The 12,648-nt window shown below is 64.6% G+C and carries 10 protein-coding genes and 3 pseudogenes; 3 read left to right on the top strand and 10 right to left on the bottom strand.

Annotated elements, in window-relative coordinates; all coding sequences use genetic code 11:
* Window positions 1-254 precede the first annotated feature (254 nt).
* A pseudogene (locus tag P3L18_RS19645) lies at window positions 255-1,511 on the top strand (IS1380 family transposase); the annotation flags it as partial.
* Between the two features lie 388 nt (window positions 1,512-1,899).
* Here P3L18_RS19645 and P3L18_RS19640 read toward each other — a convergent pair.
* The 3 genes and pseudogenes from P3L18_RS19640 to P3L18_RS19630 all read right to left on the bottom strand — a co-directional run bounded on the left by P3L18_RS19640 (window position 1,900) and on the right by P3L18_RS19630 (window position 4,183).
* Window positions 1,900-3,051, bottom strand: coding sequence for a hypothetical protein (locus P3L18_RS19640; protein WP_346348442.1), 1,152 nt, complete (start codon window positions 3,049-3,051; stop codon window positions 1,900-1,902).
* A gap of 164 nt (window positions 3,052-3,215) precedes the next feature.
* Window positions 3,216-3,616 (bottom strand): annotated as a pseudogene (locus P3L18_RS19635) (MgtC/SapB family protein); the annotation flags it as partial.
* A gap of 132 nt (window positions 3,617-3,748) precedes the next feature.
* Window positions 3,749-4,183 carry a hypothetical protein gene (locus P3L18_RS19630; protein WP_276114978.1) on the bottom strand — a complete coding sequence of 145 codons (435 nt, stop codon included), beginning with the start codon at window positions 4,181-4,183 and terminating at the stop codon, window positions 3,749-3,751.
* 264 nt (window positions 4,184-4,447) lie between these two features.
* Here P3L18_RS19630 and P3L18_RS19625 point away from each other — a divergent pair, with 264 nt between their 5' ends.
* Complete coding sequence (locus P3L18_RS19625; RefSeq protein WP_276114977.1) at window positions 4,448-4,843, top strand: tautomerase family protein; 396 nt, start codon at window positions 4,448-4,450, stop codon at window positions 4,841-4,843.
* Between the two features lie 146 nt (window positions 4,844-4,989).
* Here P3L18_RS19625 and P3L18_RS19620 read toward each other — a convergent pair whose 3' ends face one another.
* From P3L18_RS19620 to P3L18_RS19610, 3 genes are all read right to left on the bottom strand, one after another.
* The gene (locus tag P3L18_RS19620) at window positions 4,990-5,226 is read right to left on the bottom strand and encodes a hypothetical protein (RefSeq protein WP_276114976.1); all 237 of its coding nucleotides are present in this window, start codon (window positions 5,224-5,226) and stop codon (window positions 4,990-4,992) included.
* 51 nt (window positions 5,227-5,277) lie between these two features.
* On the bottom strand, window positions 5,278-6,132 hold the full coding sequence (locus tag P3L18_RS19615; protein WP_276114975.1) for an aldo/keto reductase: 855 nt from the start codon (window positions 6,130-6,132) through the stop codon (window positions 5,278-5,280).
* Between the two features lie 71 nt (window positions 6,133-6,203).
* Window positions 6,204-6,608: a cupin domain-containing protein gene (locus P3L18_RS19610; RefSeq protein ID WP_276114974.1), complete on the bottom strand. Its 405-nt coding sequence runs from the start codon at window positions 6,606-6,608 to the stop codon at window positions 6,204-6,206.
* Between the two features lie 211 nt (window positions 6,609-6,819).
* Here P3L18_RS19610 and P3L18_RS19605 point away from each other — a divergent pair, with 211 nt between their 5' ends.
* A complete protein-coding gene (locus P3L18_RS19605) occupies window positions 6,820-7,287 on the top strand; it encodes a hypothetical protein (RefSeq protein ID WP_276114973.1) in 468 nt (155 codons plus the stop codon).
* Window positions 7,288-7,300: 13 nt separating this feature from the next.
* Here the strand turns inward: P3L18_RS19605 and P3L18_RS19600 are convergent, their stop codons facing one another.
* From P3L18_RS19600 to P3L18_RS19585, 4 genes and pseudogenes are all read right to left on the bottom strand, one after another.
* Window positions 7,301-8,614, bottom strand: a complete 1,314-nt coding sequence (locus P3L18_RS19600; protein WP_276114972.1) for a diguanylate cyclase — start codon at window positions 8,612-8,614, stop codon at window positions 7,301-7,303.
* Between the two features lie 198 nt (window positions 8,615-8,812).
* A complete protein-coding gene (locus P3L18_RS19595; protein WP_276114971.1) occupies window positions 8,813-9,859 on the bottom strand; it encodes a GGDEF domain-containing protein in 1,047 nt (348 codons plus the stop codon).
* 379 nt (window positions 9,860-10,238) lie between these two features.
* A pseudogene (locus P3L18_RS19590) lies at window positions 10,239-10,717 on the bottom strand (TspO/MBR family protein).
* 100 nt (window positions 10,718-10,817) lie between these two features.
* Entirely contained in the window at window positions 10,818-12,455 is a 1,638-nt protein-coding gene (locus P3L18_RS19585; RefSeq protein WP_276115002.1) for an MDR family MFS transporter, read from the bottom strand.
* Between the last annotated feature and the right edge of the window lie 193 nt (window positions 12,456-12,648).

Here is a 12,648-nt window from a genome sequence, read left to right as displayed (position 1 = left end):
TCTCGTATTCGATCGGCGTCAACCGACCGAGGCGGGCTGATCGGCGTCGGCGGTGGTAGGTCCGGATAGTGCCCCGCGGAGTGGTGGACTTTGGATCGGCGTGGACTCACGCGTTGTGATCAACCAGTCATTGGTGAATGCTAGCCTCGGCCTTTCACGGTGATTTCGTGTCGTGAATAAAGAATGGTGCCCTGACCTGCGATGATTGAACTTGCGAAGGTAACAATCAGAGCAGTTCGAGGAGCACCATTCAGGTGAGTAAGTCTACGTCGTGCTACCCGTCGTTGTCTGTAGATGGCTCCGGAACCGGGGTGGTGTCGCACGCCGGGGCGACGGTCCTGCTGCGGGCGGCCGAGAAAACCGGTCTGAGCAGGCACTTGTCGACCGGGTTGGCGTCGTGGCGCAAACCTTTGGCCACTCACGATCCGGGCAAGATTGTGCTTGACCTCGCCGTCGCGGTCGCCCTGGGCGGCGATTGCTTGGCTGATATCAACCAGGTGCGTGCCGACCCGGGCGTGTTCGGGCCGGTGGCCTCGGATCCGACGGTGTCGCGACTGATCTCCACGCTGGCCGCCGACGCACCGGCAGCCTTGTCGGCTATCAACGCCGCCCGCGCCGCAGCCCGCGCGCAGGCGTGGACCGCCGCCGGCACCGCAGCCCCCAACCACGACCGCGATGTGCGGCATCCGTTGATCATCGATCTCGACGCCACCTTGGTGACCGCACACTCCGACAAAGAGCAGGCGACGCCAAACTGGAAGAAAGGCTTCGGGTTTCACCCGCTGTGCGCGTTCGTCGATCACCAAGCCGCCGGCACCGGTGAACCACTCGCAATCATGTTGCGACCCGGCAACGCCGGGTCGAACACCGCTGCTGATCACATCACCGTCGTCGAACAGGCCCTGGCCCAAGTACCCGGCATCGATGGTTATCGGGTCGGCAAAACGGTGCTGATCCGCACCGATTCGGCCGGCAGCACCCACGAATTCCTGGAGTATCTGACCAGGCGGCGGTTGGCCTACACGGTCGGATTCGGACTCACCGAGGCCATCGCCGAGATCATCGACCGACTACTACCTGAGGCGTGGACCCCGGCCTACGACGCCGACGGGGTCGAACGTGACGGGGCGTGGGTCGCGGAACTGACGGGCATGCTGGACCTTTCGGGCTGGCCCGAGGGCATGCGGGTGATCGTCAGAAAGGAGCGCCCGCATCCGGGAGCGCAGTTGCGGTTCACCGACTCCGACGGCATGCGACAGACCGCGTTCGCCATCAACACACCCCGCGGCCAGCTGGCCGAGCTCGAACTGCGCCACCGGCGGCGTGCGCGTTGCGAGGACCGCATCCGCACCGCCAAAGACTGCGGACTGACGAACCTTCCGCTGCACGGGTTCGATCAGAACCGCATCTGGTGTGCCATCATCGCGGTGGCGTGTGAGTTGATCGCCTGGACGCAGATGCTCGCCTTCACGACCACCCCCGCCCGGCGGTGGGAACCCAAACGGCTACGACTCGGTGACTGGCCCGCGGCGGCGGGCAGTGCTGGAGTGGACTTCTCGGTGGCGCGGGCGAGCATGGAGCCGATTTTGGGTACCGAGATGACATCGAGGGCCAACGCGGTGGCGCATGCGGTATCGACCGGGTCTGGCCCGTAGCGGCTGACCAACCCGATCAGCGCGTAGACCGACCGCATCCGCGACCACGGCAGTGGGTCATCGACCAGACGGGCGGCGTAGATGCCGATATTCGGGCCGTGACGGTCACATACCTCGAGTTGAGCGGTGATGTTGCGCATCGCATACGCGCCCCTGTCCTGTGGGTAGTCGGTGGCATCGGTGCTGCGCCCACCCGGCGGCTGGCGAGGATGCTGTTTGACCAACTGCCCACGGTGAGAGAACTTCACACACTGGCTGTCGGCGCGCACATCGAGGACGGTGCCGATCCATGTTTCGGGCAACGAGTACAACGCCTTGCCGACTGAGGCGTGAAAGTCTTTGTGTACCTTCCCCCGTGTGAAGATCGGCACATCGTAGGCGGCTGGTACCGGCAACAGCCGGGGTGCTTCGTCGCTGGCGAACACCACTGCTGGCGCCATCGCGGTGGTGCCGTGAATACGTAGACCGGCTCGCCCGGCACACCACACCTGGGCCGCAGCCTGCGCCTCAGACAGGCTGGTGAAGTTCTCGCCGGCCCAGAAGTTGTTCTGCACGAAATGGATCGTGCGTTCCACCCGTGGCTTGTCGGTCGGCGTGCGTACCCGAGCGGTGTCGGTGACGAATCCGGCATGCTGGGCGTAATCCCCAACCACCCACGACCCAGCTGAGGTTTCAGTTTATTGGCTTGGGTAACAACAGGTTTCATGTTGTCGGGGATCAGCACCGCGAACACGCCACCGAAGAACTCCCACGCCGCCTCACAGCCGGCGATCACCGCGGCCAATGTCTGCGAATGCGTCAGCCACACGAACGTGTGCCGCGAATACACCGCTGTGAGGACCAACGCATGGACTTTGCGGCGCCGGCCGGTCTGCGGGTCGGTGAGCATCCCCAGATAGCCGAAGTCGAGTTGACACTCTACTTCCGGCTCACCATCGGCGACCCGCATCGAGGTGGCCGTGCGGCGATACCCGCATTCCTCGGTGGCGAACCGCACCAACGTACGGTAGGGCACCACACACCCCTGACGGCCCAACAATTCGTGAATCTTGTTCACTGTCAACGGTTTCGATTCTTCCGACCCGGCCACCCAGTCCCGGATCTGTGTGGTGAACGGCACCAACAGCTCCCAGGACTGCCCATGCCCATTCGGGCGGGCCGGACGGACAGCGGCCACGATCTGACCGATCACCTCATCGGTGAGCCCCGCCGCCCCTGACTCGCGCGTCACCCCAGCCGCGTGCGCGGCCGCGAGGTAGCGGCGCACCGTTTTGCGGTCCACCCCCGCATGCGCGGCGATCGTGCGCAGCCCCGGCGACGGTAACCCCACCGCCAGACCCAGCCACAACCGCAGGACTTCTCTGATCTCTTCCACAGCAACCTCCCGATAGCCCATGTGCCCGCTGTCCTTCCATGACGTTCGTCACGGCAGAGTCAACGGACAAAACTAGAGACCACCAGCGCAACGCGCCGGTGGTCCCATAACTGGCAATCCAGGTGGTCCCATCCCCATGGCAAAAATCAGCTCACAGCGGTCCCATCACCGTGGCAAATGACACCGCGTGCGCTCACGAACCGTCCTAGCGGTGTGTAGGCGAAGACGATGACGAAGTGCAGGCCGGTGACCAGCAACGCCAACAGTGGCAGCCCGGCGCCTGCGGCCATACCGATCGCTGCGGTCTCCCACACCGATGCCGCGGTGGTCAGCCCCCGGATGGCGCCACGTCGCGTGATGATCAGTCCAGCTCCGAGGAATCCGATCCCCGAGACGATCTGAGCGGCCACGCGTGAGGGGTCGAGACGACTTGACCGTTCTCCAGGACGTCACCGAATCCGTACTTGCTGACCAGCACGATGAGGGCCGACGCCGTGCCGACGATGGTCTGGGTGCGCAATCCGGCGCTCTTGCCCCGGAATTGGCGCTCCAGCCCGATCACCGACGACAGTACGAATGCCAGCATGAGTTCGCCGAACTGTCGCCACTGTTGGCCGTGGGCTGCGTCGATCGCAACTGACAGGTGGGTCATCCACCGATTATCGCGCGGTGTCCTTGTGGTCGGGGTGTCGATTCGCGCCGACCCCGGGTTGTCGCATCACCGACGGCGTCGGGTGATCTTGCGTCCGCAATAGAGCTTGATCGGATCGGTGCTCAGGGGCATCACGGTGAGGAAGGCGAGCACGTTGATCGCGACCGACATCCACAGGTGATTGGTGAACGACTGGAACACGGCCACGCCTGACATGAGTCCCAGGACATAGAGGACCCACCAGGCCCAGAGTTTGCCGCGGCTCACGAATGCCGTCGACGCCAGCGCGATGATGGAGATGACCAGAGAGATGCCGGTCGCCGCGACGGCGAGACCGGAGCCGGCCACGATGGAGATGGTGAGAGAAGCGATTTCGATCACCGTCACCAGGGCCCAGATCCCGATGATGGTCAGCATTCCGGCCTTGACCTGCTGCCAGGTCACCGATGTCGGATTCGTCGCGAATTGCGGACCGCCCATGATCATGTGTTCTTCTCCCACCCCGGTTGTGTGCGCCGACTGGCACCGACGCTTGTCGCACGACCATAGCCACCATCGTCGAGATGCTGAATCCGTTGTGGGAGAAATCGAACCGACGTCATTCGACGAGCGCACCGCATAGTTCCCGAATACGACAAGCGGGTCTGTGGGGCGTCGTCGCGCCGAAGTGGGCCGGCGGAAGACGTCGGCAGGGATTGCCAAGATAGATATGTCAGGACATACTGGAATCATGACACTTTGTCAGGACAAATTAGGAGAACTCACATGCCGCTGGTGCACATCCACCTGACCGAGGGCCGTCGAACCGACGCGGAGCTTCGACGTTTCGCCGACGTGGTGCAAGAGGTCATGCTCGAGCACTTCGCCGCCCCGGCGCGCGATCGCTATCAGATCATCACTGAACACAAACCCGGACGAATCATCCTCGAGGACACCGGACTCGGCTTCGAGCGCACCGACGACGCGGTGGTCATCCAGATCTTCCAGCAGGGCCGCAGCCTCGACCAGAAACGTGCTGCGTTCGGCGCGCTGGCCGACCGCTTGCATACCGAAACCGGTTTGCGCCGTGCCGATCTGGTGATCTCGGTGGCGGCGAACACTCGCGAGGACTGGTCCTTCGGTGACGGGGTCGCCCAGTTCGTGGACGGGGTATTGGCGTGACCGGCCGGTCTGCGCGGTGACCCCGGGCGCCCGTCCTCATCCGCGCCCGGTGTCCGGTCCGCCCCCGATGCCGATCTCGTTGCCATCGGGATCGCCGAAGATCGTCTTGCGGACGCCGTTGTCATAGGTCTCTTCGGATTCCGGTGTCACGCCGCGCTTTTCGGTAGCCGTGAGGAAGCTGTCGAGGTCGTCGACGAACAGCGTGACCCGCCATGGCCGGCGTCGTCGGGCGCGACAACCGCGTACAGGTGTAGGTGGGCGGCGAGTGTCCACACCCGCTCGGTATCGTTCGGGTCGAAGGTGTCCACTGCGCCGAGTAGCCGGTCGAACCAGTCGATCGACCGTTGCAGATCGGTCACCGGAACTGCCGCGAACAGGTCCATGCGTTATCGCCTCCGTGGTGGTGCCGTCCATCGGCCCCGCTCGGCTCGTCGCTACTTCTCGCTGTAGACCGGGAACACCGCGCTGTCGCCGTAGTCCTTCTCGGTCAGGTCCCGCAGCGTCTCCATGTCGTGGTCGGAGATCGTGAAGTCCACCGCGGCGTTGGCGCGCATGTGATCGGGATTGGCGGTCTTGGGCAGCGACACGGTGCCGAGTTGGAGTGTGTAGCGGATGCACAACTGCGGCACGCGCACCGAGTACTTCTCGGCGATCACTCCCACGGTGCGGTTGGTGAGGATCTCGCCGTGGGCGATGGGGGGATAGGCCTCGACGACGATGTTCTTGGCCTGGCAGTAGGCGATCAGCTCGGTCGGGGTGTTGCCGGCGTGGACGAGGATCTGGTTCACGTGCGGGGTGAAATTGCCGTGTTCCAGGATGTTCTCCAGGTCGGCCTCCAGGAAGTTCGAGACCCCGATCGAGCGGATCCTGCCTGCACTGTGGGCCTCTTCGAGGGCTTGCCACGCCTGGCGGTTTCCGTCGGCGTAGTCACCCCCGCGGAAGTCGTCCCAGGGTTGCGGGCTGTGGATGAGCATCAGGTCGATGTACTCCAGGCCGAGCTTCTCCAGTGATCCGTCGATCGCGGCCACGGCCGCGTCGTGGTCCTTGATCTCGACGGCGAGCTTGGTGGATACGAACAGGTCCTCCCGAGCGACGCCGGCGGTCCGGACTCCCTCACCGACGCCGCGTTCGTTGCCGTACGCCTGCGCGGTGTCGATGTTGCGGTAGCCGATCTCGATTGCGGCACGGACGGCCTCGGCGGCGTTGTCGTCGATGAACCAGGTTCCCAGGCCGAGCTTCGGAATGGTCGCTCCGTTGGACAGGGTGTAGGTCTCGTCGAGGATGGTCATGCTTTTTGCTCCGTTCGTAGAGAGCTCGAATATCTTGTCACTCATGGTCGGCACGTGATCGTGGTGTGCTGTCACTGCGGCGCCACCCGGTACTCCTCGTCGCTCACCGGCTCCAGCCAGTGCACCGCCGCGTGATCGTCGTCGGCCTCGTTGATCGCCAGGTGCACCATCAATCGATCCGGTGCTGCGCCGTGCCAATGCTCTTCGTCGGCTTCGAACAGGACGCGGTCACCGGGCCGGATCACCTCAAGGGGCCCGCCGCGGCGTTGGCACAGTCCGAGGCCCTCGGTGACGAACACCGTCTGGCTCAACGGATGCCGGTGCCAGAAGGTGCGTGCGCCCGGCATGAAGTGAACGAGATTCGCCGAGATCCGCGAGGGTGCGGGTGCTGCGGCAACGGCGTCGATGTAGACGTCGCCGGTGAACCAGTCCGCCGGGCCCTTGGCGGTACTGATCGAGCTTCGGGTGATTTCCATTGGGATCAAGGGCCTTTCGGGTTGTCGGGTGGCTGGTTCGTCAGTTGGGCGAACATGGGGGCGTGAGCCTCGGAGCGGCAGATCCCGCGGGACTCGTTGTCGAGTGCGGACACCCTTCGATGGTGCCCCGCCGCGGTCGCATCGCGCCAGCGTGGAAGGGGGTCCTGTCTGTACCCCCTATCGGCAGCAGCCGAGTCGTACCGTGGTCGGTGTGGAGCATCCACCGATGCTCGACAACAGTGCTCCGGGGCGGGCGAATCGCGCGGTTCGCCTTTCTCGATCCCGCGCCGCGCGAGTTGTATCCGAACTGGACGGCGCTGCCCGGGTGGCGGCCGCGCAACTGCGTCTGGCGGCCGGCAAGTATCCGAATGCTCGGGCACTGTCGGCGTTGGTCGGTGAACTCGCCACGCGCAGCATCGAAATCCGGACAATGTGGGCTGAACACGAAGTGCGCCTGCACTTCGTGGGCACCAAGTACTTCACCCACCCCGCCGTCGGTGAGATCGAACTGTCGTATCGTACGATGGATTTACCCAGCGATCCCGGACACGCGCTGACGATCTACCACGCCGTGCCCGCGTCGGCGTCGGCGGATGCGTTGCGGTTGCTCTCGGCGTGGGCGGTGTCACGCACGCTGGCGAGTTCGGTCGAGCCGGGGAGTGCCGCGCCATCGCAGTAGCGAAATCGAGTTTTCAGACCAGGGTTTCGACGTAGCCGTTGGCGGCGATGCGTTCGGCGGGCCGGGGGCGCATACGCGTGCGCATCGTCGGCCGCGAAGTACACCCACCATTCCTGAATGGCCCCGGTTTGACCGAGACTTCGTACATGTCGGCATCGACAACGATATGGGTATTGCGCCCAGCCTCTTTCGCGGCGAGGAGGGCATCGTCGGCGATCGACATCGCTTCTGCCAGAGACGGTATCGTGTGTGCGGGTTCGGCGGACTGGTCGGCACCGGTATAGACGACTGCGCCGATGCTCACCGTGACCGGTGTTTCCCCCAGGATGCCGGGTGGTGTTTCACGGATCTGTTCGATCGCGGCCAGCGCCTCGTCGCCGGAGGCCCGCATGACGACGGCGAACTCGTCGCCGCCGAGCCTTCCGGTCGCGGCACCGGGTCCGGCGATGTCGGCGATACGGGTGGCCAATCGACTGAGGATCGCATCCCCGACCGAATGGCCGTGGGCGTCGTTGATCTGCTTGAACCGGTCGACGTCGATCATGATCAGTGTGACGGATCGGCCCGACTGGAGAAAGCCGGTGGCCGCGGAGTCGAAGCCGCGGCGGTTCAGAACTCCGGTCAGCGGATCGGTATTCGCCCAATTCAGTTGGGTGCGCAATGCCTGTTTGAAAGCGGCCGAGTACGAGCGGAGCAAGAGAACTATTCCATTGGATGCGACGAATGTGACGAATGCGCTGTACGCGACGGTACCGGCGGGGGCACCCTCGATCCCCGCAATTACCGCAAAGCTCATGATCGCCAGACTACTGAAAGCCATGTGCGCGTACATCACTCCGAGTCGCACGAAATGCGCGACGAATCCCCCGATGACCGCGAACAGGACACAGCCCTGCACTGCCAGCAATGGATTCCGGGCGGCAAAGAGTCCGACGACGATCCCGACGTCGGCGTAGAGAACGAAGACGTTGTTCAACGAGGTCAGGGAGTGTGAGCCCACAGCCCTCGACCACCACGAGGTGTAGATGCGCATCCGCGTCATCACGATGGCCACCGGGACGGTCGAGACCGCGAGTGCGAGAACCACTGTCGTGCGCACGACCGATCCGCGGGTTCCGTCGGGAGTCGTTGCGCCGACGGCTGCAACGATGCCGAAACACAACGTCAACGCCGCAATTCCCCACTGCGCGACCCGATCACGACCGCCTGCCAGAAAGATCGCTGACCTGGCCGATGTCGAGACCTGTCGTTCACGGAGATCGTCATCGAGGCCGTCCCCAACCTTGCCGCGACGTCGCAAGGAGCGCGCCGACAGAGAGGATGACACAGAACTGGCCTCTCTTTATTGACAGCACTCAGATGTTCGCCGATCTTCCCCCGATGCGATCTTTTGTATGTTATCCACGCTCGTGCCGATGTCGCTTGCCCACAGCGACAGCGACTTTCGGACGTTTGACAACTGCGGTTTGTCAGGATGTGAAAATGCTCAAGACGGCTGCGATTTGTCAAGAACGCAAAGTGTCACTTAACTGTGCCGACCGTGTCCATGAGTGCTTGGGGGATGGATGGGACGTCGGCGTGACCGGAGTGAGTCGATCGGAGCGATGTGCCGTTCCGGGGCGGCCTCGGCCACATGATCGGGATCGATGATGGTGTGGGTGTTGCGTCCGGCATTCTTGGCCATGAGCAAGGCTTCATCGGCCAGCGCGGTGGCCTGTTCGAGTAGGTCGCGATACTCGTGAGAGAGCATCGGCCACTCCCGGTAGATCACGGCCCCGATGCTCACCGTCACCGGGGAGCCGCTGAGCACGTCGATCGGGGTCTCCTGGATCGCGTGGAGGAGGGTGCACACCGCTCCCGGCGCTGCCCGCAGTGCGATCGCGAACTCGTCACCACCGAGACGTCCGACGACGGCATCGGGGCCTGCCAACTCCTGCACACGCGCCGCGAGCCGACTGAGGATGGCGTCTCCCACCGAATGCCCGTACGCGTCGTTGATCTGCTTGAACCGGTCGACGTCGAGCATCATCACGGCGACGGGTGGAGTTGCGGCGACGATGCCGTCGGCTGCAACGGTGAACCCACGTCGGTTGAGCGCGCCGGTCAGGGCGTCGGTATTGGCCCAGTCCAGCTGAGTCTGCATGGTGCTCTTGAATGCTGTCGAGTATGCGCTCAACATGAGCACGATGCCGTTCGATGCGACCAGGGACACCAACGCGAAGTAGAGCACCATGCCGATCGGGTGACCGTCGTACACGGCGCGTGCGGCGAGCGCGACGATCACCGCACTGCTGAACACCAAGTGCGCGATGACGACGCGGAACCTGACGAAGTGCGCGACATAGGCACCGACGACCGCGAATGTTGTGGCGCCGTGCAGGGCAAGGAGCGGACTCGCAAAGGTGCACAGCGCGATGGTCAGACCAATGTCTGCGTACGCGACGAACAGGTGGTTGTGGGCGCGTAGAGACCGAGGACGTGACCACCACACACTGCCAAAGCTGATCCTGGACACGGAGAAGGCGACCGGGATCGTGGACCCGGCCGCGATGAGCAAGATCGTCGTCCGCACGACCGATCCCTGTGTTCCGGCAGGGGTCGTGGATGCGATGAAACCGAGAACGCCGAAAAGCACTGTCAGGATCGCGATTCCACGCTGGAGCAGTACCTCTCTGCCGCCGGCGTCCTCGACCGCACGCCCTGCTGTGCTCCAACTGTGCCTCAGTTGTGGGGCGTCCGTCGCCGCGGCGAAAGCTCTCGTTTGGTTGCCCAGCAGTGTGCCAGGTCGGTCGTCGGCCTCTGGGGACAAGTGCGCATCCCTCCATGTGCAGCGCACGAATACAGCTATTGCCTCGGATCCCCCGTGTCCGATAGTGAATTCTATCCGCCGATGCCGAACGCGGCGGTGTCGGGTGGTGTATGCGGCACCTGCCCATGAGCGCAAGCGCCGATCAGCGGTTCAGTCGCCAGATCTGCGTCGACAGGGCGGTCGCAAACGCACACCACAGCGGATACGGCGCCAGTGCCACACCCGCTCGGGTGCTCGCCGACGCGGTGCGACGGGTCAGATCGGCGCTGCTCGCGGTCAGTGCGGCGGCAAGGAGTGCGGCCGGTCCGAGCCGGTGTGCGCCGAAGAACACCACGCTCCATCCCGCGTTGAGCGTCAGGTTCACCCGAGTGCGCCGGCCAGCGCCCGGGCCTCGGCGTCGCGACCGTCGCTGCACAGGCGGTCGTAGGCCGCGGCGGCGGTGACCGCGGTGTCGGCGTAGAGGGCCGTCCACGCGATCGGGAAGGCGGCACGCGGCGGGGTGAAGCTTGGTTTGCGCAGCGTCGGGTACCAGGTGGTCACCGACTTGCTGGTGGTGAACGAGCCGATGGCGGCTGCGGCGGCGGTCGCGGCCGAGGTGGTCAGGACGGTGAGGGGGCGCATGTTCGCCACGCTACGCCGCATGATCGAAGGGCTCCTGTAACAACCAGCGGCTCACGGGGGATCACCGTGAGCCGCTGCAGTAGTGGACGATGGGGGTCGATCAGGTGGCCGGCACCCGGTCGCGGTGGGCGCCGTCGGCCCGCGCCCGGCTGTCATCGGTGTCGATCAGCTCCGCGTCGATGACGTTGTCCGGCAACGATTTCTGCTCGTCGTCGGCCATGACGTCGACGTTCTCGAGGTGCTCGTCGAGCGCGCTGTGCGTCTTGAGCGCGACCTCCTTGATGAACAGCACCGCGATCAGGCTGATCGCCGCCATCACGCCGGCCACCAGGAAGATCCGGGCGGTGCCGTCGCCGTAGGAGCCGCGGACCAGGTCGGCGAGCGGCGCGGGCAGATCGTTGAGATTGGCCAGTCCCGCCGAGCCCGTCGTCGAGGTGTCGACGCCAAGTGCGCTGAGCCCCTTGGTAATCAGATCCGCGACGTGATTGGACAACACCGCTCCCAGCACCGACACGCCGGCCGCGCCACCGAGTGAACGGAAGAACGTGATCGTCGAGGTCGCCGACCCGAGGTTGGCCGGGGACACGTTGTTCTGCACTGCCAGCACGAGATTCTGCATGCTCATGCCCATGCCGACACCCAGGACGAACAGGTATCCGTCGAGCAGCACCATGTTGGTGTGCGCGCCGATCGTCGACAGCAGGGCGAATCCTGCTGTCATCAGCGCCGCGCCGGCGACGATGAAGCCCTTCCACCGGCCGAAGCGGGTGATCAGCTGTCCGGAGACCGTCGCCGAGAGCATCGAACCGATGATCATCGGCAGCATCAGCAGGCCTGCGGAGGTCGGGGAGTAGCCGCGGGCGATCTGGAAGTACTGGCCGAGGAAGACCGCACTACCGAACAGTGCGACGCCCACCGCGACGCTGGCGACGGTGGCCAGGGCGATCGTCCGGTCCCGGAACAAACGCAGCGGGATGATCGGGTCCTTGGCCCGCGACTCGACGAACAACGCCGCCGCGATCAATGCCAGGCCGAGTACGACCAGGCCGATCGACCACACCGAGATCCAGTCGAAGTTCTTGCCCGCCAACGTCACCCAAATGAGCAGGGTGCTGACACCGGAGGCGATCAACACCGCGCCGGTGTAATCGATGCGGACTTCCTTGCGGATGACCGGGAGGTTCAGGGTGCGCTGGATGACGAGCAGGGCGATCACCGCCAGCGGGACGCAGACGTAGAACGTCCAGCGCCAGCCGAGCCAGCTGGTGTCGACGATGACGCCGCCGATCAGCGGGCCGGCGACGGTGGCCAGGGACATGACCGCGGCGATCGGACCCTGGTAGCGGCCGCGTTCGCGCGGGCTGAACATCGAGGCGATGACGATCACGACGAGCGCTTGCAGGCCGCCCAGTCCCAGGCCCTGGATGACGCGGAAGCCGATCAGCATGCCCACCGATTGGGACAATCCGGCCAGAATCGAGCCGAGTGTGAACACCGTCAGAGCGATCTGCACCAGCAGTTTCTTACTGATGAGGTCGGAGAGCTTGCCCCATAACGGGGTGGTGGCCGTCGAGGCCAGCAGGGTGGCGGTGACAACCCAGGTGTATTGGTCCTGGGTGCCGTGCAGGTCGGTGATGATCACCGGCAATGCGTTGGACACAATGGTCGAGGACAAGAATGCGACGAACATGCCGAGCAGCAGTCCGACGAGTGCCTCGATGCGCTGCCGGTGAGTCATCGGCGCGCCCGTCGACGAAGCGGGTGCGCGCTTCGAAACGGTCGTACTCATGCGAAAACCTCCCGAAGAATCAGGTCGAATCCGTCCGCGGAACGCGGGGAACAAGTCGGGTGTCACGGCGAGGGGACCAGTGGTCCGCCCGGCCGAGATATGCGCGGAGCCGACGCGCAGCAATTAGTTGACTAGCGCAACT

Source organism: Gordonia sp. N1V, assembly GCF_029269935.1.
GTDB classification, from domain to species: Bacteria; Actinomycetota; Actinomycetes; order Mycobacteriales; family Mycobacteriaceae; genus Gordonia; species Gordonia polyisoprenivorans.
Note: the sequence above shows the minus strand (reverse complement) of the source record. Positions and strands in the feature narration are given on the sequence as shown.

What these genes read in the sequence shown, in the direction of transcription:
- P3L18_RS19625 (WP_276114977.1), top strand. Translation starts at nt 4,448, where the DNA reads ATGCCGCTGGTGCACATCCACCTGACCGAGGGCCGTCGAACCGACGCG.
- P3L18_RS19585 (WP_276115002.1), bottom strand. Translation starts at nt 12,455, where the DNA reads ATGACTCACCGGCAGCGCATCGAGGCACTCGTCGGACTGCTGCTCGGC.
- P3L18_RS19640 (WP_346348442.1), bottom strand. Translation starts at nt 3,051, where the DNA reads ATGGGCTATCGGGAGGTTGCTGTGGAAGAGATCAGAGAAGTCCTGCGG.
- P3L18_RS19620 (WP_276114976.1), bottom strand. Translation starts at nt 5,226, where the DNA reads ATGGACCTGTTCGCGGCAGTTCCGGTGACCGATCTGCAACGGTCGATC.
- P3L18_RS19615 (WP_276114975.1), bottom strand. Translation starts at nt 6,132, where the DNA reads ATGACCATCCTCGACGAGACCTACACCCTGTCCAACGGAGCGACCATT.
- P3L18_RS19610 (WP_276114974.1), bottom strand. Translation starts at nt 6,608, where the DNA reads ATGGAAATCACCCGAAGCTCGATCAGTACCGCCAAGGGCCCGGCGGAC.